A 22,326-nucleotide genomic window follows, 5' to 3' on the forward strand; every position below is an offset into this window, starting at 1 on the left:
TTTACGGCACCTTCGCCGCGGCCGTGACGTCGACCACCGCAAATAGGTCCGTATCCGCTCGATGACGAGCGGATACGGACCTGATCGGGATCATCCTAAGTCGCGGATATGCGCTGGGCGTATGGCTTCGGCCAAAAATTCGGCCATCTCGCTCAGTACCGCGGCGGCGGGGCCGACGAGCGCGGCCTGCAGTTGCGCGACGTGCCACAGGCCCCGGCTCTCGGTGAATGTGACGGTGACTCCGGCGTCCCGGAGCGCGGCCGCCAGATCCACGCACTGCGTATGCAGCAGTTCGCTGACGTCGACCTGCACGTAGGTCGGTGGCAGCCCGCGCAGTTCACCCAGCAGTGGCGCGTAGCCGGGATCGTTGTTGTCGCCGCTGCCGAGATAGGCCGTGGCGCAGGCGCGCGACCACGGCTTGCTGATCACCAGATCGCGGTACCGCTCCGGGATCTGGTTCGGATCGGTCCACGGCGCGATGAGGCCGAGCGCGGCAGGGGTGTAGCCGTGGCGCGCGATCAGCCGTTGTGCGGTGGCCAGGGCCAGGCCGCCGCCGGCCGAATCGCCGGAGATGGCGATCTGACCGGGCGCGTAGCCGTGCTTGTCGACGAGTTCGAGGAACGCTGCCTCGGCGTCGTCCAGGCCGGCCGGGAACGGGTGTTCCGGTGCCAGCCGGTAGTCCAGCGAGTAGACCGTGCAACCGGTTTCGTGTGCCAGCCGCGCGGTCAGGGACCGGTGGGTGGACAGCGAACCGACCGCATAGCCGCCGCCGTGCAGGTAGAGCACAGCGCCCGCACCTGGGGTGCCCGCGGTGAAGCGGTCCGCGGGACGCCCGGCGAGCTGGATCCGGCGCACCTCGGTGCCCGCCGGTGCGGGCTGTAAGCGCGAGCCCGCGTCCAGTAGCAGTCGTTGCAGCCGCCAGGGCAGCCGATCGTTGAGCGTGACCCGGTAGACCGGGCTCAGGATCGTGCGTGCCAACGGCAGCGGAATGGCGATATCACGCATCAGCGGTCCCGGCTCAGGGCAGGAAGCGGCGCTCGACGGTGGCCGAGATGCGCTGGTAGCCCGAGGCGGTGACCCGCACGAACAGATCCAGGAACTTGGCCTCCCAGCCGATCAGCACCCGGCCGTGCTTGCGGCGCACACCCTCGGTGATGGTCTTGGCGGCCATTTCGGGGGAGTGGATGGCCAGGTACTTGTCGAACATCGTGCTGGCGTTCTTGCCGTCGATGCCGTCGGCGTAGGTGGCGTTGCGCGCCACGGCGGTCTTGATGCCGCCCGGGTGCACGCAGGTCACCTCGACCGGCGTCTTGGCCACGATCATCTCCTGGCGCAGCGCCTCGGTGAAGCCGCGTACCGCGAACTTGGCCGCGTTGTAGGCACTCTGGCCGGGGACCGAGATGAGGCCGAAGAGGCTGGACACGTTCACCACGTGACCCTCGCCGGACTCGATCAGATACGGCAGGAACGCCTTCGTACCGTTGACGACGCCCCAGAAGTCGACGTCCATGACCCGATCGAAATCTTTGAACTCGGTCTTGACGACGTCGCCGTGGTGGGCGATACCGGCATTGTTGTACACCTGGTGCACGACGCCGAAGTGCTCCTTCACGGCGTCGGCGTAGTGCAGCACCGCTTCGCGCTCGGCCACATTCAGCCGATCCGACTTCACCTGCGCACCAAGCTGCTCGACCAGACGGGTGGTCTCGGCGAGCCCGTCGGTGTCGATATCCGACAGCGCCAGCTTGGCGCCACGGCGAGCCAGGTCGATGGCGAGCGCACGCCCGATACCGGAACCGGCACCGGTGACCACACACACTTTGTTACGGAAGTAAGCGTCCTTGCTCACTGGGCTGCCACCACTTTCAGGTCGGGGCGAGAAGAGTTGTCATCGGTTGTCGTGTTGTAGGCCGCGACGTCGAATTCCTTGGTCAGCCTACGGAATTCGAAGGTGAAATCGGGCCACAGCGTGGTGTTGTTGCCGTGCTTGTCCAGGTACCAGCTGGCGCAGCCGCCGTTGAGCCAGACGCTCTTGGCCAGCTTCTTCTGCAGCTCGGCGTTGTAGGTGTCCTGGACCTCGCGGCGCACCTCGACGGTGCGCAGATCCTGCTTGTCGATGGTGGCCAGCGCGTCGGCGATGTAGTTGATCTGCGATTCGATCATGTACACCATCGAGGTGTGGCCGAGCCCGACGTTCGGGCCGAGCAGGAAGAACATATTCGGGAAGTTCGCGATCGAGGAACCCTTGTAGCCCTGCTGGCCGATGTCGTCGAAGACCTCGGTGAGGGTCCGGCCGTCCTTGCCGGTGATGGTCTCGTAGGTCGGCGAGTCGGTCACGTGGAAGCCGGTGGCCACGATCAGCGCGTCGATCTCACGCTCGGTGCCGTCCTTGGTGACGATCGAGTTCGCACGCACCTCGGCGATGCCGTCGGTGACCACGTCGACATTGTCGCGGTCCAGCGCCGGGTAGTACTCGTTGGAGATCAGCATGCGCTTGCAGCCGATGCGGAAGTTCGGGGTGACCTTGGCGCGCAGTTCGGGATCGCGGATCTCGTAGCGCAGCTTGGCCTTGGCCAGCACCTCGAAGCCCTGCATCAGCGCCGGGAACTTGGCAAGGCCGACGACCTGGGTCTCACGCGCGGCGTAGATCGCGGCGCGGGACAGTCGCTGCACGCCGGGGATGTACTTGAACGCCAGCTGCTCGGCCTTCAGGTACGGGCGGTCCATGCGGGGCAGCAGCCATGGCGCGGTGCGCTGGTAGACGTCGAGGTGGGCGACCTGCGGCGCGATGGCGGGCACGATCTGGATCGCGGAGGCGCCGGTGCCGATGACGGCTACGCGCTTGCCTGCCAGATCGGCGTCGTGGTTCCAGCGGGCGGAGTGGAAGATCTCGCCTTCGAAGCTGCTGATGCCCTTGATGTCGGGCAGGTTCGGCTCACACAGGGCACCCACCGCGGAGACGACGGTGTCGGCGGTGAAGTTGCCCTTGGAAGAGGTGATCTCCCACTGCGCGGTGTCGTTGTTCCAGCGGGCGCCGGTGACATCGCAGTCGAAGATGTGCTTGTCGAGCACGTTGTACTTCTTGGCGACGCCCTGGATGTAGCCCTGGATCTCGCCCTGGCGCGAGAACGAGCGCGACCAGTTCGGGTTGAGCGCGAAGGAGTACGAGTACAGGTGCGAGGGCACATCGCATGCGGCGCCCGGGTAGGTGTTGTCGCGCCAGGTGCCGCCGACATCGCCGCCGCGTTCCAGGACGAGGAAATCCTCGCGGCCCTGCTGACTCAGCCGGATGGCCAGGCCGAGGCCGGCGAATCCGCTGCCGATGATGATCGTCCGCAGATGGCGGGTGGGCTGGTTAGCGACAGCTTTGTCTGTAACCTTGCGACTCATATACTCAGACTAGAGCCTTATTGAGTCGCAGTCAACAGTATTGACCCACGTTCAGTAGGATGGTCACGTGAGCACGAGTCCGGGAGAAACCGCCAAGCGTGTCCGGTTGAGTCCGGAGCAGCGGCGCACACAGCTGATCAATCTCGGCGTCAAGATGCTGGGCGAGCGGTCCATCGAGGACATCTCGGTCAGCGAAATCGCTGCTCAGGCCGGTATCTCGCGGGGGCTGCTGTTCCACTATTTCCCCACCAAGCAGGACTTCCAGCTCGAGGTCGTGCGCCACGCCAATGCCGAATTGCTGATGCGTGTCGCCCCGGACCCGGAGCTGGGCCTGTTCGAGATGCTGCGCGATTCGGTGAGTCGCTACATCGAGTACGTCAGCGAGAACCGCACCTCGTACCTGGCGCTGCTGCGTGGTCCCGCCAGTTCCAGCCCCGACCTCGTCGCCCTGGTCGAACAGACGCGCAACGCGATCGTCGACATCATCCTCACCCAGGTCCCCATGCCGCCCGAAGAACGCGACCACCCTCGCCTGGTGCTGGCCGTCCGTGGCTGGATCGCATTCACCGAGGAATCGACCCTGTCGTGGCTGCGCAACGAGACGATCACCCGCGACGAGCTGATCGACCTGCTGGTCGAGTCGCTGCTGGCACTCTCCATGGCCGTCAACCCCGCCCTCGCCGCCGCCCTACGCACCTGACCCCGCCCCCCGGTACTCGCGCACGTCGAGCGTCACATGGCTGAGGCAAACGACGAGTGGGCCTCTCGCTGGTGTGCCTTTCGGCGCCTTCAGTGGCGGGAGGCGAGTTCGGTGCCGACGGGGTGGTCGACGTCGGTGGTGAGTGTCGCTATGGCGGTGTGGATGTGGTCGGCGAGGGTGGTCATTGTTTCCGGTTCCCAGAGGTCGGCGGCGTAGACGAGGTGTCCGCGGATTCCTGCGGGGGTGCCGTCGGCGGTCAGTACTTCGCGCACACTCAGCAGCAGCTCGAACTCGGTGTGGTGGGGGATGACGGGGCGCAGGGTGAGGTCGATGCCGTCGAAAGCGTGGGTGGGCAGGACCTCCCGGATGTAGGTGGTGGCGATCTGTGGGATGGCCTGGTGGGTCGGCGAGACGGCCGGATTGAGTTCGGCCATCAGTTGGTCGAAGGGGTACTCCTTGTTGCCGGCGGCTTCCAGGACACGGTCGCGGACCTGGCGGATCAGGTCGCGGTAGGTCGGGGCCGCTGTGGTGTCGGTACGGATGAGGACGGTGTCCACGGCGCAGCCCATGAGGGTGTCCAGTTCGGCGGTGTCGCGCGCGCTGAGTGCCGTGCCGATCACCAGGTCGGTGCCCGCGCCGAGGCCGGTGAGCGCGCAGACGAAAGCGGTGTGCAGGGCCATGGACGTGCTGGCGCCGCAGTCGCGGCCAGTCGCGCATGCTGTTGCGCTGTCAGATCCATCGTCGTGACCGCCGCGCGGCTCTGCTGCCCGGCGATCCGCGGCCGATCCACCGCAAGCGGCGGGCGGGTGGGTAGTTCGGCGAGGCGGGCGCGCCAGTATCGGCCCTGTGCGCTCATCAGACTGTCCGGATCGGCCTCGGTACCGACTCGTTCGCGCAGCCACAGGGTGTAGTCGGCGTATTGCACCGCGGGACCGGGCCAGGCCGGTTCGTGACCGCCGGAGCGTGCCCGGTAGGCGAACTCGATATCGCGGAACAGCGTGACCAGGGATTCGCCGTCGCCCGCGCTGTGGTGCAGGACGACGAGCATCACATGCCGCTCGGCGCCGAGCCGGTACAGACGTGCCCGCCACGGCGCCTGGCTCATCAGCCGGAACCCGGTACCGGACTCGGCGGCCAATTCGCGGTCCAATGCCGCTTCATCGGCGACCTCGGTGACGCGGAAATCGACCGCGTCGGAACGAAATTCCTGAATCTGCTGCACCGGCCCGGACGGGCCGTACGGCAGGACGGTGCGCAGCACCTCATGGCGGCACACCACATCGCCGACCGCCGTGCGCACCGCGTCGGCGTCGAGGTCGCCGCGCAGGTCGAGGGCGGCGGCCATGAGGTAGTCGGCGCGGCCCTCGGCCAAATAGTTGATGGTCCAGAACCGCTGTTGGGCCGGGCTGAGCGGGATGACGGTGGGGCGCGGCTCGGTCCCGATCGGTTGGTGCGTCTGCTCGGTCCGTGCGCGCCCGGCCAGACGCTGATCGAGTGCCGCGACGGTGGGCGCCTCGAACAGATCGCGCAAGGTCACCGTGACGCCGAGTTCGCGGCTCACCGCACCGACCAACCGGATCGCGGCCAGCGAATTGCCGCCGATGCCGAAGAAGTCGTCCTCGATGCCGATCTCGGGCATGCCGAGGGTTGTGGCGAAGTGGCGGGCCAGTAGGTGCTGGCGCGGTGTGTGTGCCGTGCGCTCAGCGGTCGCCGAGGGTATCGGCAGTGCGGCCCGGTCCACCTTGCCGTTGACGGTGAGCGGCAGCGACGGTAACCGGATCACCGTGGCGGGCACCAGATAGCCCGGCAGGCTCATGGCAAGTCGCGCCCGCACCGCCACCGGATCGATCTCGGAGTCCGCCACCACGTACCCGATCAGCGTGGTTCCGGTACCCGTGCGATGCGCGATCACCACCGCGGCCGTGACACCGGGTACCTGCTGCAACGCGGCCTCGATCTCGCCGGGTTCCACGCGGATGCCGTTGACCTTCACCTGCCGGTCACCACGTCCGGCGAATCGCAACACCCCGTCGGCACCCCAACTGCCATGGTCGCCGGTGCGATACATCCGGGAACCCTTGGCGCCGAATGCGTTCGCGACGAACCGTACAGCCGTGATCTCGCGTAGGTCGTGATAGCCGTCGGCGAGACCCGCACCGGAGAGGTAGATCTCGCCGGTCACGCCCGGCGGCGTCGGACGCAGCATCCCGTCGAGTACCCAGACCTCGGTGTTGTCGACCGGAGTGCCGATCGGTAGCGGTTCGTCGCCGAGTGGTCCCGGCGCGATGGGGTAGGAGGTGGCGAAGGTGGTGGCCTCCACGGGTCCGTAGAAGTTGGAGACCGGTAGTTCCGCATCGACAGCGCGGGCCGCGCGAACCCCCGCCGGGGACAGCACATCACCGGCCGCGGCCAGCATGCGCAGCCCGGCGAAGCGATCGGCCAGTTGATCGGCCAGTGCGCCGAGCAGCCCGGCCGACAGGAACAGCGACGTCACACCGCTCGCCGCCAGCACTTCCCGGAAATCGGGTGCAGCCATCGGGCCGGCCGGTGCCACCGCGACACAGTGCCCGGTGAGCAGCGGCCGCCACACTTCGGTCACCACCGAATCCCAGGTGTAGGGCGAATGCAGCAGGATCCGTTCGTGTTCCGGGCCGCTCGCGGTGGCATCGAGGCAGCGCGCGACGATGCCGCGGTGGGTGATGCGGGTGCCCTTCGGTGTGCCGGTGGACCCGGAGGTGAACATCAGCCATGCGGTCGCGTCGGCGGGTACCGGTCGGCCCGGCCGGTCGGAGGAGTAGCCGGCGGCGTCGCGTGCCATCGCCCGCAGCTCGTCCAGGTCGTCGAGCAGCACCGTGACGCCGGTGCGCTCGACGATGTGGGCCACCCGTTCCGGCGGGTCCTCGGCGTGCAGCGGCACACAGATCGCGCCCAGTTCCGCGAGGGCGAGCATGGCCACCACCAGCTCGGGTGAACGCGGCAACCGCAGACCGACAGCCGTGCCCAGCCGCACACCATGGTGCTGCCTCAGCCGGCGGGCCAGCCGGTTCGTGCGGGCGGACAGGTCGCGATAGGTGATGTCGGTCCCGGCCCACCACAGGGCGGGGCGGTCCGGATATGCCGCCGCCACCGCCGCGAAGACCGCGCCGATGGATCGATCGTCGACCGGGACCACCGGCCCGCGCCCGAAGTCCTGCGTGCGCGCCACCAGTTCGCGCGAGGCCGCCGGGATGTGCGCGACGATCCGGTCCGGCTGCTGCGCGAGGCCGGTGCAGGTGGCCAGGATTGCGGCCGTGATCTCCTCGGCCGTAGTCTCCGCGATGAGCAGCTCGGGCCGCAGGGTGAGCCGCAGCACGAGGCCGCCGACCGGGTAGATGGTCAAGGCCAGCGGATAGTGCGTGTGATCGCGGCTGTCGACTGCGGTGACGGTGAGATCGGCGCCGAGCATCGGCGCGGTATCGATCGGATGATTCTCGAACGCCACGGCGGCGTCGAACAGGGCGCCCGCGCCGCGAGTGGCGAGAATGTCGGTGAGTCCGAGGTGGTCGTGGTCGAGCAGTTCGGTGCGCTGGGCTTGGATTCGGGCTGCCAGGTCGTACAGAGTCTCGGCCGGGTTCAGCCGGATTCGGACCGGGACGGTGTTGAGCAGCATGCCGATCGTCTCGCTGGTGCCGACACCGTGGGAGCGGCCGGAAACGGCGATACCGAAGACGATGTCGGTGTTGCCGGTGAGTGCGGCGAGTTGCAGGGCCCAGATCGCCTGGATGACGGAGTTCGTCGTCAACCCGCGCGCGGCGGCGCGGGAGGTGAGTGCGGCGGTGATGTCATCGGGAATGCGGACGGTATGGGCGACGGCCTCACCATGCTGTGCCGATTCGCGACCGACCAGGCAGGGCTCGGCGCCGTCCAGTACTCGCCGCCATGCCTGGCGTGCCGGTGCAGTCGGTCGGGCGGCGAGCTGGTCGAGGAATCGTCGATAGGGTTGCGGTGCTGGCAGTTCCACGTTCTGATACGCGAGGAACAACTCACGCAGCAGCAGTCCCAGCGACCAGCCGTCGGCCAGGGCGTGGTGCACGGTGAGGATAAGTCGCCACTGCTGCTCGCCCATCTCTACCAGGGAAAACGCCAGCAACGGTGGGACGCCGAGATCGATGCCGCGTCGGTCCCGCTCGGCGATCGCCTCGATTTCGTGTGCACGGATCTCTGGGGCTGACGCGGCGAGATCGATACTGTACCACCGGGGTTCCCGCAACTCGGGGACCACGAACAGTGGTTGCTCGTCGACGACGAACGCACCGGCGAGATGTGGATGGCGATGGATGACGGCGCGGGTCGCTTCTCGGAGCCGGTCCGGGCGCAGGTCGCCACGCATCGTGAGATGCAGTTGTACGACATAGGGGTCTTCGGACGAATCGTCGAGCGTCGAATGGAACAGCAGACCGGCCTGCAACGGCGTGACCGGCAGCAGGTCGGTGATCGGACCGAACCGCCGCACCAGCCGGTCACGGGCATCGTCCGGGATCTCCATCGGTGCCGAGGGCGGTGCGACCACCGGTGCGGTAGCCGTCTGCGCGACGGAGGCCAACGCCCGCACGGTCTGGTGGGTGAAGACGTCCTTCGTGCTGATCGTCAACCCATGTGCGCGCGCCAGCTCGGCGACTCGGATGGCGAGGATGCTGTCGCCGCCGAGCGCGAAGAACTCGTCCGTGACGCCGAACCCGGTGTGCCCCACTGTCGTGACGAATACCTCGAGCATCGCTTCTTCCCGTTCGGTGCGCGGCGGTTCGACCGTGCCCGCGGCATCGAGCCTGGTCCGGGTGGCCCGCAGCGCACGCTGGTCGACCTTGCCGTTGCCGGTCAGTGGAAGCGCTCGGACCGGGACCAGCAGGGCGGGAACGGCCTGTTGCGGCAACAGTTCCGCCAAGCCTGTCCGGATCCGTGCGGTGTCGACGTCGCTGGTGACGACGTAGCCGACCAGCCGCACGCCGATGCCCGCCAGCTCCTCGGGCACTACCGCCGCCGCCGACACGCCTGGTTGCCGGACCAGCGCGGCTTCGACCTCACCCGGTTCGATCCGGTAGCCCCGGATCTTGACTTGCCGATCGATGCGACCCAGATACTCCAAACCGGCCTCGGTGCGCCGGGCCAGATCGCCGCTGCGGTACATCACCGCGCCCGCCGGCCCGAACGGATCGGCCACGAACCGAGCAGCCGTGAGTTCTCGGCGACGCAGATATCCCGACGCGACACCTGAACCGGAGACGTACAGCTCACCCGGTATCTCGTCGGCGGCCGGGCGCAGCGCCGCGTCGAGCACATAGCAGCGCAGATCAGCGATCGGCTCGCCGATGATTCCGCCGAGCGCGTCGCGGTCCGGCGCTTCGCCACCCCGGGCACCGCCGTCCGGCGCGGCGTCGAGGAAGTACGCGGTCGTCAGCACCGTCGTCTCAGTGGCGCCGTACATATTGACCAACCGCTGCTGCGGATGACGCGACGCCCAATCACCGAGCAACGACGGCGCAAGCGCCTCACCGCTGAAGATCAGCACCCGCACGGCGAGCTTCGTTTCGGTGCGGCCCGCGGCGGCGGCGGCGAGCAATCCGAACGCCGACGGAGTCTGATTCAGCACCGTGACCCGCTCGCGAATCAGCAGCTCGACGAAATCGTCGGGCGCCCGCGCGGTATCGGCATCCACGACCACAAGCCGCCCGCCGTAGAGCAGCGCACCCCACATCTCCCACACCGAGAAGTCGAATGCGATCGAATGGAACAGCGTCCACACATCGTCTTCGCCGAATTCGAACCACCCCTGCGTCGCCGTGAACAGCCGCACCACGTTGGCATGGGTGACGACAACACCTTTCGGCGCGCCGGTGGAGCCGGAGGTGTAGATGACGTAGGCGGGATCCTCGGGCCGGATCGGACGGTGGATCGGCACTGCTGCCCGTGGGCCCGAACTCGGCTCGCCGGACTCTGCCGAAACAGCCGCGGGGCCGCCGGAAACATCCGGACCGGTCGCGTCGTGGACCAGTTTGTCGCACCGGGCCTCGGTCGCCTCGGCGGGGTCGGCCTCCGTTCCCGCCCCGATCAGCAGCACCGGGAGCCGACCGGGACGGATCGAGGTGTCCGGTGTCGTGATCAGTAACGCGGGCTCGGCATCGGCGAGGATCGCGTTCGTCCGCTCGGCCGGCTGCTCCGGCTCGAGCGGGACATACGCGGCGCCGGACTTCATCACCGCGACAATGGCGACGATCAGTTCCGCGGATCGGGGCACCGCAACGGCGACGAAATCACCGGCCCCGACACCATGTTCGACGATCTGGCGTGCCAGTTCCCCGGCGCGCCGGTCGAGCTCGGCATAGGTGAGTTGCCGACCACTGTGCACCACCGCGACGGCATCGTCAGCGGCCTCCGCTCGTCGCTGGAACCAGTCGGCCAGGGTGTTACCGGATATGGCGCTCGCGCACGCCGAGGCGGCGTCCTCGCTGTGCGCGCAAGGAACGCGGCCCGGATTCCCAGTGTCGGTGTCGTCGGTGACAGCGACAGCGGGGCTATGCGGTGGGATCGAGTCGGCCGCGTACCTGAGCTGGGCGAGTGGCAGCCCTGGAGACGCGGCAGCGATGGCGTCGAGGGCAGCAAGGTACCGCGCGTGGTGCGCCGCCAACTCCCGTGGCGCCCACCGATCCGAGCTGGTGTCGAAATCAATGCGCAGGGTAGGGCTGCCGTTGTCATAGACGCCGATGCTGAAACCATCGGTATGACCGGGCGCGATCTCGTGCAAGGAGGCCGCGACTGCACCGAAGGAGACATCGCGCGGCATCGGCATGATGTTGAGCGTCGGGCCCGCCATGCGGCGTTCACCGCCCGCGACCAGCCCGTCGGCGAGCATGTCGAATCGCCGATAGTGCTGGTGGCGCAAGACCGTCCGGAACTCGGCCTGTGCCGACTCGGCGAGTGCGCGCAGCGGGGCCGCCGGGTCGATCGGGAGCCGCAGCGGGACGATATTGGAGGTCATGCCGAGGGCCTGCCACGACCGTTTCGCCGGGACCGTCAGTCCGAGTACCACCGACCGCGCCCCGGTGTCGGCGTGCAGCAGGGCGGCGGTGGTCGCGGCGAGCATGGCGGGCCAGCCGACGCCGAAACGGTCGGCGCCGTCGCGGAAGGCCTGCCAGCGTTCGGCGGTCAGGTCACCGGTGTGCCGGATGGGCGCGGGCCGATGCGGTGGGATCGGCGCCTGGGCGAAGGTCGGGGCGTCACCGGCACCGGCCAGCCGGTCGGCCCAGAAGGCGCGGTCGTCGGCGAACCGGCGCGAGGCTCGGTAGCGCTGATCACCGTCGACCAGCGCGGACATGGTGTCGAACACTGCCGTCGGTGCGGGATTCCCGTCGAGCAGCTCGCCATAGGTGCGCGCCACTCTCCGGATCAACGCCAACGAGGCTCCACCGTCGAAGATCAGGTGGTGGGCTCGCAGGAACCACACGGAGCCTGCGGCGCCGAGGTCGAGCAGGTAGTGGTCGAACAGGGGCGGGCTGCTCAGGTCGTACGGGCGCTGGAACTCGACGTCGATGAACGCCCGCACCGCGCCCAGCGGATCGGCTTCGGCGGTGAAATCTCTGCGATGCAGAGTCCATTCGGGGCAGTCGTGCACCACCTGACAGGGGCGGGAACCGGAAAGGTCGAGGCCGGCGCGCAGTGTCTCGCTTCCAGCGACGGCACTGCGCAACGCCCGTTCGAAGACCTCGGCGTCGATGGCCCCGTGCAGGTGGACGTACCCGCCGATCAGGAAGCGGCGCCCGGTCTCGTCGCGCACGCTACCGGCCCAGATCTCCTGCTGGGCCACGGTGAGCGGCCATCGGCGTGCGGAATCCACGATGATGCCCTTACTGCTCGAAGGTTTCGCCGCGCGCGAGCGTGCCGAGCACACTGTGCAACTCGGTGATGACCTGCTGGATCAGGTTGTCGTCCACCAGATCCCGATGCCGATCGATCTGCAAATGCAGCCGCGCGCCCGGCCATGCGGTGACGGTCAGCGGGAACAGCGTGATTTCCCTGGATTCGAATCCGGTGACCGCCATATCGTCGAATACCGCTGCCGCAAGCACGTTCTCGAAATCCGCCGGATAGGACTCGAATACCAGCAGTGTGTCGAACAGTCCGCGCACCGCCACACCCGTCGATTCCTCGATATCGGCCAGTCCGAGATACTGGTGGTTGACCAGTGCGGCCTGTGCATCCTGATGTCCGGCGAGCAGCGTGCGCACCGGTGTGCCTGCTTCCCAGCGGACCCGCACCGGCACCGTATTGATGAACGAGCCGACCATCGATTCGATACCGGGCACCTCCGCGGGCCGCCCCGACACCACGGTTCCGAACACCACATCGCGCCGTCCGGTCAGGCGTCCGAGCACCAGCGCCCACGCGCACTGCAGGACCGTGTTGACGGTGACTCCGGCATCGGTCGCCAACCGGGACAGGCCACGGGTGTCCTGCTCGGACAGGCTGAGGTGATGGTCGGCGGGCGGCATCGCCGGATCAGCGGGTACGGCGCCGGGTGTGGCGACGAGGGTGGCCGCGTCGGCACCCGCGAGCGCATCGCGCCAGGCCGTCGCGGCCGCGTCGCGGTCCTGTCTCGCCCGCCACTCCAGGAATGTCCGGTAGGAGCCGACCGCAGGTCGGGCCGCGACGCCGGTGTAGGCGGACCAGAGATCGCCGATCAGCACCGGGACGGACCAGCCGTCGACGAGCAACCGGTGGCTGGTCACCACGAACCGCCAGCCGTTGGCCAGCCGCACCAGCAGGAAGCGGATCAGCGGTGCGGCGGTCAGGTCGAACGGCCGGATCAGCTCGTCGTGCAGGACGGCATCGACGTCGGATTGGTCGCCGCGCCGGTCCAATTCACGCCAGTCGATACCGAGCGGCACGGTGACCAGCTGGCACAGCTCACCGGAGCTGCCGGTCTCGAACGCGGCCCGCAACCCGGGATGCCGGTCCACGACAGCTCGTGCGGCGGCGCGCAGCCGGGCCGCGTCCAGCGTTCCGGTGCCCGCCAAACGCAACTGCGTGGTGTGGACGTCGATATCGTCGGCATGCTCGAGCGCGTGCCTGGCGAACTTCTCCTGGATCGGAGTGAGCGACCAGATATCCACCAGGCCGGGATATGTCGACTCCCACCTGTCGATATCGTGCTGTGACGCCGTCACCAGCGAGAAGTCCGAAGGCGTTCGGCCACCGGCACTACGGTCTCTGCTCTGCGTGGCCATTGCTTCGAGCGCCTCGGTCCACAGCTCGGTCAGCGCACGGACCTCCGGTTCACCGAGCAGCGCGCCCGGAGCGGAGAACCCGGTGCTGAGCCGGCTGTCGATCACCATCGCGTCGATCGACAACGCCGCTGCGGCGGGCAGGTCCGGATCGCCGGGATGCGGTGTCGCGGTGGGATCGATCGCAGGCAGCCACGCCATATCCGAGCCGGCCGTCGTGCTCACCGCGCCCAGGTAGGTAAAGGCGATCTGCCCGGGTTCGGCGGGCAGCGAGCGCGCGGTCTCGCTGTTCAAATAGCGAAGCAGGCCGTAGCCGATTCCCGAGCCCGGCAACGAAACCAGCTGTTCCTTCACGGTTTTCAGCGCGGCATCGAGCTGATCGCCGCCGGAGAAGGCGGCCGCGATGTCGATCCCGGATAGGTCGAAGCGGCACGGGAAGATCGAGGTGAACCAGCCGACAGTATGCGAAACATCCGCGCCTGGCGCCAGATCGGCTTCCCGGCCATGCGATTCCAGCCGAACCAGCGTCGATGGCGACGGCCGTCCGCGTTGCTCGCGCCACCGGGCCACGGCCAGCGCGAGTGCCGTCAGCAATACGACATTGGCGCTGGTGTGATAGCGCTCGGGCAGCGTCGACAGCACCGCCGAGGTGGTCTCCGGATCGGATTCGATCCGCACCCGCCGGGCGGTCGCGGCGACATCCACCATCGGATCCAGCGGGCGGTCGCCGAGCAGCGGATCGGGGCCGTCGATCACCTCGAGCCAGCGCGGCAATTCGGCGATACGCGAGGCTCGGTAGGCCTCCTCGCGCAGGGTGTGCGCCCACCGGCGCATGGAGGTTCCCGCGGTGGGCAGTACGGGGCGTCGGCCATCGGCGTACTGGGCCCAGGCGGAGAGGAAATCCGGGATCAGGATGCGCCAGGACACGCCGTCCACGGCGATGTGGTGGACCGCCAGCGCGAGGCGCCCCGCACGCTGATCGGGGCGATCGGGCTCGAGCCAGACGCAGCGCACCACGACGCCGTCGGCCGGTGCCAGCCCGTTCAGCGCCGAGCCGAGGGCATCCGCGGTGCGGCCGTCCAGCTCGTGCTCATCGGCGGTCGCGGGAAACTCGATGCGCTCGAGCAACGAATCGACGTCGACGGAACTCGCGGGATCGGCGAACAGCCGCCATGCGCCGCTGGCATCGCGATACAGCCGCGCACGCAACATGTCGTGTCGTTCGAGCACAGCGCCGAGCACCGCGTGCAGGCCGGTCCGGTCGATGCCGACGGGCAGCGTCAGCACCATCGGCTGCGCGAAGTGGTCGAAGCCGCCTGCCCCGGATTCGGCCAGTCGTACACCGAATCCGATCGCCGGTGTCACCGGGAGCTCACCGACACCGCCGCCAGGCAGCTCGGCCGGTGCGACGGGCGCCTCGGCGCCGGTTGTCGCGACGCGAGCCAGTCCGGCGACGGTGCGCTGCTCGAAAACCTGCTGCGCGCTGAACCACACCCCGCGCGCCTTGGCCCGCGACACCAGCAGAATCGACATGACGCTGTCACCGCCGAGCGCGAAGAACGATTCCTCGGCGCCGACCCGGTCGCGGCCGAGAACCTCGGCGTAGACCTCGGCGATCGTCTGCTCGACCGCTCCCGACGGCGCTCGGTACGGGGTCGGCGGCGCGGCGGGCGCGGGCAGCGCGGCACGGTCCACTTTGCCGGCCGAGGTCGTCGGCAGGGTGTCGAACACCAGGATGTCGTCGGGCAGCATCGAGGTCGGCAGCTGACGGGAAAGCTGCTCGCGCAGGCTCGTTTCGGTGCATTCGCGCCCGGTCACCGGGACGACGTAAGCCGCAAGCCTGCCGTCGTCGCGCTGCACGACAACGGACTGCGCCACCGGCGCGCACCCGGACAGGACGGCCTCGATTTCGCCGGGTTCGATACGCACACCGTGGCGTTTGATCTGGAAATCGGCGCGGCCGACATAGTCGAGCACATCATCGACCGGATCCCACCGCACGACGTCGCCGGTGCGGTACATCCGGGCGCCCCGGTCGAAGGGATCGGTGACGAACTGGGCCGCGGTCCGCGCGGGATCGTCGTGATACCCGCGCGCCAGCTGGGGCCCGGCCAGATACAGCTCGCCCGCGACGCCGCGCGGAACCGGCCGCAGACACGCGTCGAGCACGTAGGCGCGCGTGTTCCAGCCCGGCGTCCCGATCGGGATCCGAGCGGGCAGACCGGCCGGCACCCGATGACCGGTGACGGCACCGGTTGCCTCGGTCGGCCCGTAGAGGTTGTGCAGCCGCGCAGGACACGCGGCGGCGAAGCGGTGTGCCAGTTGCGGGGTGAGCGTCTCACCGATCATCAGCACCCGCCGCAACCCCGCCGGTAGTTCGGCGGCATTGAGGTGGCTGCTCAGCAGGGACGGCACGAACTGGACCGTCGTCACGCTGTGCTCGATGATCAGGCGCGTCACCAGCTCCGGGTCGGTGTTCGCGACCGGCGGAGCGATGACGAGCCTGGCACCGATCTGCAATGGCCACAACAGTTCCCAGATCGACACGTCGAAGGTGGTCGGCGTCTTCTGCAGCACCGCGTCGGTGTGGTCGAGGCCGTGGTGATCGGTCATCCAGGCGAGATGGTTGATCAGCGCCGCGTGCGTGACGCCGACAGCTTTCGGGGTGCCGGTCGAGCCCGAGGTGAACAACAGGTAGGCGAGGTTGTCCGGACGCGACGGGCCGTCGTACTCCGCCGGCGTCAATGGTGAACCATCGGCCGGGTCGAGGTCGTCGACGTGCACCACGGGCGTGTCCGCGTCCGTGAATCCGTCTGTGCGGGTGGTCAGGACACACAGCGGCCGCGCCACAGCCAGTATCCGTGCGGTGCGTTCGGCAGGATGGCTGTGGTCCAGCGGCAGATACGCACCGCCTGCCTTCAACACCGCGTAGACGGCGACGATAGCGTCCACCGAACGCGACATCGCCAGCCCGACCACGCTCTCACGCCGAACCCCATGACCGATCAGGACGCGGGCGAGGTGGTCGGCCCGCGCGTCCAGCTCGGCGTAGGTGAGTGATTTCTCGCCGTAGACCAGGGCGGTCGCATCGGGAGTGCGTCGCGCCGCCGCCTCGAATCCGCTGGTGATCGTCGCTGTCGCGTCTAGTTCGTATGCGGTGGCGTTGAATCGGTGAATCAGCAGGTCGTACTCGTCCGGGCCGATGGCGTCGGCACGGCCGACCGGTTGGGTGGGCCGTGCCGCCAGTTCGGTGAACAACCGAACGAACCCAGGCTGCTCTGCTTCTGGGAGTTCGACCCGCCAACCACTATCGTGTTGTACCGCGACGAGCATCGGCTGCTGATGGTGCGCAGCTGCGGTGCGCTCCCTGCGTGCCCGCCGCAACTGAGCGCCCACCCGTTTGGCGACGACCTCGAAATCCGCATGCGGCGAAACGTCGACCTCGATCGCCAGGATCGCCATCCCCACCCGCAGCCCGACCGAGCAGGTATCCGTCCCGGTGCGCCGCTGCGCGTGCACGGCCAGCGCGGCGAGCACCACCGCGGCCTCACCACCGCCGCTGCGGCGCGCCAGCCGGCCGAGACCGCTCGATTCGGGCAGCAGATCCGAATCCAGCACCGCTTCACGGGTATTCATGGAATCCCTTTCCGGTCTTGCGCCCGTGGTGCCCCGCGCCGACCAGCTGGATCAGTGCGGACGGGATGCGGTAGCGCTCGTCGCCGGTGGTGGTGCGCAGGACCTTCAGGGTGTCGAGCACGTTGTCCAGGCCGATGAGGTCGGCGGTGCGCAGCGGGCCCATCCGGTGGCCGAGGCAACCCTCGAACAAGGCATCGACCGTCTCGGGATCGGTACCGGTCTCGAGCACGGCACCCGCCTCCGCGATACACAACATCAGCACCCGGTTGATGACGAATCCGGGCCCGTCGCCGACCACGATGCCCTTCTTGCCGAGCGCGTCGAGCAGCGAGAGCGTCCGGTTCAGGCTCTCGGGGGCGGTCTCGGTGGTGGAGATGACCTCGACCACCTCGGTCAACGGCGCCGGATTCATGAAGTGCAGGCCCAGAATCCGGTCCGGCCGGGTGGTATTGGCGGCCAAGCCCACAATGGGGATGGCGGAGGTACCGGAGGCGAACACGGTGTCGGCGGGGCATTGCCGGTCGAGTTCGGCGAAGATCTCGGCCTTGAGTTCGATATGTTCGGTGACCGATTCGATGACGAAGGTGCACTCGCGCAGTGCGTCCAGCCGCTCGGCCCACCGAATACGGGCGGCGATCTCGTCGAGGTTCGCACCGCCGGAACCGCGACCGAGCAGCACACTCAATCGAAGCGCCGAGCGCAACTCCCGGCGGGCGCGGGCGGTAGCTGCGGGATCGGTTTCCACCAGCACCACCGGCACACCGGCCTGGGCGAGGCACTGCGCGATTCCCGTGCCCATGGTGCCCGCGCCGATGACGCCGACCTGCCGTTCGCTGCTCATCGGATCATCTCCAGTTCGTCGTCGATGGCTCCGGCGGCGGCCTCGTGCACCGGCACCGACGGCTGCCCGGGCAGCGCTGTGAACAGGCGGCGCAGCTCGCCGAGCATCATGCGGGCCGAGTCGGGGTCGAACAGTTCGGTGGCATAGTGCAGGTGCAGCGTCAGGGAGTCCGGGCCGGTAGCGGTCCATGACACCCCGAGTTCGGTGGTGGCGGGTGCCTGCTGGTTGGCCGGGTCTGTCGCCGAGCCGAGATACAGCACCGGGTCCGCAGGTGGTGCCTGCGCCGATGATGTCGCGTGCGGTGCGGATGCCGTCATCGCACCCCCGGTGCGCTCGGGCCGGTCCATCGTGTCCAGAACCCGACGAGTCCGGTCGCGCAGGTCGGCCCAGGTGGTGTCATCAGCAAGTTCGACGACGGTGGAATGCGGGGCGTCAACGGCTACATAGGACAAGCCGAGATGGATCCGGTCGTCGCCCGTGTACCAGGCCAGCAGCACCGCCCACGCGGCGAGCACATCGGCGTGGGTGTCGACCACCGCGTCGGAGGTCGTCTCGGCATCGGCCCTGACGTCGAGGCCGGTGGATTCGCCAACGACCGAATCGGAAATGACTTCGAGCGTGTAGGACCGGCTACCGGAACGCGGCCGATCCGTAGGCACCAGCGTGGCGGACGTTTCCGACCCGGCCACCAGCTCGGCCACCGAAGGTGATGGACCGGCATCGGCCATGGTCGCGAGAATGCCGAGCAGATCCTGCGCGACCCGCGCCATCGTCTGCCGGGTGAAGAGCTCTGTGCTGAACTCCAGGCATGCGCCCATGTCCTGGTCCACGGCGTCGGTGTATTCGTAGGTGACCAGCGTCAGATCGAATTTCGCAGTGCCCGTCGGCAGGCCGCCGAACTCGTTACCGGCCGAATGTTCGATATCGAACGCCTCGGTTGCGGCCTCGTCGACGCGGCCGATCCGTGGGGTCGCCTGATGGATGTAGAGCACGTCGAACAGCGGGGTGCGTGAGAGGTCCCGCCGCTCCACCAGGGCGTTGACGACCCGGTCGAACGGGATCTCCTGATGTTCCAGCGCCCCGAGCACCACCGACCTGACCCGCTCCAGCAGCTGCGCCAGCTGCTGATCGGCGGCGAAGTCGGCGCGCAAGGCGACGGTGCTGTTGAAATAGCCGATCAAATCCTCGAATTCGCGGCGGCCGCGCCCTGTGGTCGGCGTACCGATGACGATGTCGCGCTGCCCGCTGTGCCGGGCCAGCGTCAGATACAACCCGGTCAGCAGCACCACGAACAGCGACACCGAATGCCGCTGACCGAGCGCGCGCAGCCGCGTCAACAGGGCGCCGGGCATCACGAACGGATACAGGTCACCGACGAAGGTTTTGCGCGCCGGGCGCGGGAAATCGGTGGGCAGGTTCAGTACCGGTGCATCGGCGAGCAGCTCGCTCCAGTACGCCAATTCGTGGTCCAGCGCCGACCCGGCCATGAGCCTGCGATGCCAGGCCGCGTAGTCGCGGTAGCGGATCGGCAGCGGCGCGAGCTGATGCGGACGGCTTTCGCGGCGCGCTGTATACAGTTCGGGCAGCTCGCGGCTCAGAATCATCGGTGTCGCACCGTCGGTGACGGCGTGATGGCAGGTCAGCTGCAACACATGCAGATCCGGTCCCAAGGTCACCACCAGCACCCGTACCAACGGATCCGTGCCCAAGTCGAAGCGTGCTCGAGCGTGCTCGCGCACCAGTTCACGCGCTGTCACGGTGGCATCGGGGTCACCGGACAGATCTACGCGCCGGAAGAACTCGCCGAGCCGTGGCCGGATCCGCAGGACCGGCTCGCCGTCCTGCTCGGCGAAGTTGTAGCGCAGAGTTTCGTGCCGGTCGGCCAGATCCTCGAACGTGCCGTGCAGGGCGTCGATATCGATGGGTCCGCGCAGCAGCTGGACCACCGGGTAGTTGTACAGCGTGGTCATGGGGTCGAGTTGGTGGTGGAACCACATGCGTTCCTGCCCCGACGACATCACCGGATCATCGTGTGCGACCAACGCGGGCACTGGTTCCCGGGCAGTCGCCGGTTCCTCCGCGGGTTCGTGGGGGCCTGACAGCAGCCGGGCGAATTCGATAAGCGTCGGATGCTCGTAGACATCCAGCAGCTTCGGCCGGAATCCGTAGCTCTCCTCGACCCGGTCCACGAGCTGGACGGCAATGATCGAATTGCCGCCGATCTCGAAGTAATCGGCGTCGGCGTCGATGTCGTCGTCACTGTGCAGCAGCTCGCGCAGTGTCGATCGCAACCACTGCACGGGGTCGGTGGGGTCGGGACCGGTCGTCGGTGTGGGCGTCGGTAGCTGCGTGACGGGTGTAGGCGAAGGCAGCTCCACCCAGCATCGCGTGTTCAGCATGGGATGACCGGGCAACCGGACCCGGCGCGCGTCACCGGGCGCGATCGCGTGCCAGTCAAGGGCTACGCCGCGCTGATAGAGGCCACCGAGTACATCGAGCAGTCCGGTGCCGGTGCAGATATCGGCCTCGGGCACCAGATCGGTGAGCAGCGTGCCGAGCTGCCCGTCCGCGCTCGGCTCGACGAAGACCACCGGGCCATCGGCCAGCAGCGTTCGGGCGGCCAGTGCGAGACGTTCGGCGTCGACGGTCGGCGGGGCTGACAGCTCTTCGGCGGTGACAGGCTCGTTCGATCCCAGGAGGTAGCGGGAGAGGTAGCGCGACGAACCGGCGCTGAGGATCGCGGCGAATTCGATACCGCAGTCACGCAGGCGGGCATGTGCGGCGAGCTGACCGGCCAGCACAGCGGCAGTTCGGCCGGTCGCGGGCAGCTGCTGCGGGAGCGTGGCAGTCTCGTCGAACTCGGGGGCTGCGTCGGGGGAGAGCAACAGCACCACCTTCGGCGCGGGGCCTGCCGGTTCATCGGCCACGGCCACCGATGACAATGCTCGCGCCAATTCCGAAGTACTCGTGGCTGTCACGGCGACGCGGTGTTCGAAATGCGTGCGACCCAGCGTCAGGGTGCGGGCGATGTCATCGAGCAAGGGTGCGGCCGGATCATTCAGTGTCGCCGCCAGTTCCGCGCACAACCTCCGCAGTGCCTCGGCGCTGCGCGCGGACACACTCACCAGCCGGGGTGCATGTTCGGGGGAGCCGGAGTCCGAGCAGGTGGCGGTCCGAAGATCGCGGGCGAGCACCTGCTGTTGCGATTCGGCGCTCAGCACAGCCGGCGCCTGCGAGATGACGCAGTGCGCGATGCTGCCGCCCAGGCTGAACGCACTGACACCCGCGATACGCTCGCCGGTTCCGGCCCAAGCCCGCCCCCCGGTCAGCACCTCGATACCGGCCGCCGCGAGATCCATGCCGCCGGTCGCGCGAGTGAAATGCAGCGACGGATACAGCTGTGCGTTCGCGACACTCAGCACGGCTTTGACCAGGCCCGCGATCCCGGAGGCGTGATCGAGGTGGCCGATGTTCGTCTTCACCGAGCCGATGGGGAGCGGTGCGGGATTGCCGAAAGCCTGTGCGATTCCCTCTAATTCGACCGCATCACCGAGCCGTGTGCCCGAACCGTGCGTCTCCAGATAGCCGGCAGCGGCGGGATTCAGACCGGCATCGGCCCACGCCTTGGCGATGACCTTGGCCTGTGCTGCCGCACTCGGGGTGGAGATGGTCGCGGCTGCGTGCCCGTTGTGCAGGGTCGCGCTGCCCCGGATCACCGCGTAGACCGCCGCCCGGTCCGCCCTGGCGCGGGCGAGGGTGGTGAGCACCAGCACCGCGCCGCCCTCACCGCCGACCGTCCCGTCGGCGTCGGCGTCGAACGCCCTGGCCCGGCCGGTCGGTGACGCGATCTCGGTGAAGTTCCCGCCACCCCAGTCCGGTGTTCCGTGCACCCGCACCGATACACCGCCCGCCACCGCGTATTCGGCATCACCACTGGACAATTCGCGACATGCGCGATGCACCGCGACCAGCGCACTGTTGCAACCACTGTCCACGCTGTAGCAGGGCCCGGTGAGACCGAGCAGATGCGCGATTCGCGCCGCGCCCGCGAAACCCGCGTTACCGAGCAGACTCAATGGGCCCGGATCGACCGCGGCCGCGTGGTAGCTCGATTGGGTCGCGCTCAGGATCACCGCGGTATCGCAGGCGGCGAGGGTTCCGGTCGCGTATCCGGCATCTTCGATCGCCTGATGGGCGAGCAGCAACGCGATCCGCTGCTGCGGATCGATGACCGAAGCCTCACGCCGGGACAGGTTGAAGAAGCGGTGATCGAACTGCTCGATGTCATCGAGATGCCCCATCGGGAGGTAGGTGACCGACGGATCGATCCCGGTCGCCGCGATCCGCGCCGGCGGCATCGGACCTACCGAATCCCGGCCCGCGGCGAGGTTTGCGCGGAAGGCTTGGAGGTCAGCGGCATCGGGGAATCGGGCGGCGATTCCGACGATGGCGATATCGGTATCACGAGGGGTGGGTGCGGTCGCGGCGTCCGGCATCGGTTCCTC

At 68.2% G+C, this 22,326-nt stretch carries 7 protein-coding genes and 1 pseudogene; 1 reads left to right on the forward strand and 7 read right to left on the reverse strand.

Translation table 11 applies throughout. The features are described 5' to 3' along the window. Positions 1-90: 90 nt before the first annotated feature. The 3 genes from ACFXNW_RS16475 to ACFXNW_RS16485 are packed head-to-tail and all read right to left on the reverse strand — an operon-like array spanning position 91 to position 3,390. Positions 91-1,005: an alpha/beta hydrolase gene (locus ACFXNW_RS16475; RefSeq protein WP_379418512.1), complete on the reverse strand. Its 915-nt coding sequence runs from the start codon at positions 1,003-1,005 to the stop codon at positions 91-93. 13 nt (positions 1,006-1,018) lie between these two features. Next, a complete protein-coding gene (locus ACFXNW_RS16480) occupies positions 1,019-1,849 on the reverse strand; it encodes an SDR family NAD(P)-dependent oxidoreductase (RefSeq protein WP_379418513.1) in 831 nt (276 codons plus the stop codon). Next, on the reverse strand, positions 1,846-3,390 hold the full coding sequence (locus tag ACFXNW_RS16485) for a flavin-containing monooxygenase (RefSeq protein ID WP_379418514.1): 1,545 nt from the start codon (positions 3,388-3,390) through the stop codon (positions 1,846-1,848). Before ACFXNW_RS16485 ends, ACFXNW_RS16480 begins: the two co-directional genes overlap by 4 nt. A gap of 67 nt (positions 3,391-3,457) precedes the next feature. On the opposite strand from ACFXNW_RS16485, the gene ACFXNW_RS16490 reads away from it, so the two are divergent. After that, entirely contained in the window at positions 3,458-4,090 is a 633-nt protein-coding gene (locus tag ACFXNW_RS16490) for a TetR/AcrR family transcriptional regulator (protein ID WP_379418515.1), read from the forward strand. Positions 4,091-4,179: 89 nt separating this feature from the next. Here the strand turns inward: ACFXNW_RS16490 and ACFXNW_RS16495 are convergent. The 4 genes and pseudogenes from ACFXNW_RS16495 to ACFXNW_RS16510 form a co-directional block, all read right to left on the reverse strand. After that, positions 4,180-12,011, reverse strand: a pseudogene (locus ACFXNW_RS16495) (amino acid adenylation domain-containing protein). Further along, the gene (locus ACFXNW_RS16500; protein ID WP_379418516.1) at positions 11,968-16,980 is read right to left on the reverse strand and encodes an amino acid adenylation domain-containing protein; all 5,013 of its coding nucleotides are present in this window, start codon (positions 16,978-16,980) and stop codon (positions 11,968-11,970) included. The pseudogene ACFXNW_RS16495 and the gene ACFXNW_RS16500 overlap by 44 nt, the downstream one beginning before the upstream one ends. Continuing rightward, positions 16,967-17,821 carry a 3-hydroxyacyl-CoA dehydrogenase family protein gene (locus ACFXNW_RS16505; RefSeq protein WP_379418517.1) on the reverse strand — a complete coding sequence of 285 codons (855 nt, stop codon included), beginning with the start codon at positions 17,819-17,821 and terminating at the stop codon, positions 16,967-16,969. The genes ACFXNW_RS16500 and ACFXNW_RS16505 overlap by 14 nt, the downstream gene beginning before the upstream one ends. Next, complete coding sequence (locus ACFXNW_RS16510) at positions 17,818-22,317, reverse strand: condensation domain-containing protein (RefSeq protein ID WP_379418518.1); 4,500 nt, start codon at positions 22,315-22,317, stop codon at positions 17,818-17,820. The genes ACFXNW_RS16505 and ACFXNW_RS16510 overlap by 4 nt, the downstream gene beginning before the upstream one ends. Between the last annotated feature and the right edge of the window lie 9 nt (positions 22,318-22,326).

Origin of the sequence: Nocardia sp. NPDC059180, from assembly GCF_042754945.1 — a bacterium.
Classification (GTDB): Bacteria; Actinomycetota; Actinomycetes; order Mycobacteriales; family Mycobacteriaceae; genus Nocardia.

Coding starts and splice junctions, on each gene's coding strand:
- ACFXNW_RS16475 (WP_379418512.1), bottom strand. CDS start 1,005: ATGCGTGATATCGCCATTCCGCTGCCGTTGGCACGCACGATCCTGAGC.
- ACFXNW_RS16485 (WP_379418514.1), bottom strand. CDS start 3,390: ATGAGTCGCAAGGTTACAGACAAAGCTGTCGCTAACCAGCCCACCCGC.
- ACFXNW_RS16500 (WP_379418516.1), bottom strand. CDS start 16,980: ATGAATACCCGTGAAGCGGTGCTGGATTCGGATCTGCTGCCCGAATCG.
- ACFXNW_RS16505 (WP_379418517.1), bottom strand. CDS start 17,821: ATGAGCAGCGAACGGCAGGTCGGCGTCATCGGCGCGGGCACCATGGGC.
- ACFXNW_RS16510 (WP_379418518.1), bottom strand. CDS start 22,317: ATGCCGGACGCCGCGACCGCACCCACCCCTCGTGATACCGATATCGCC.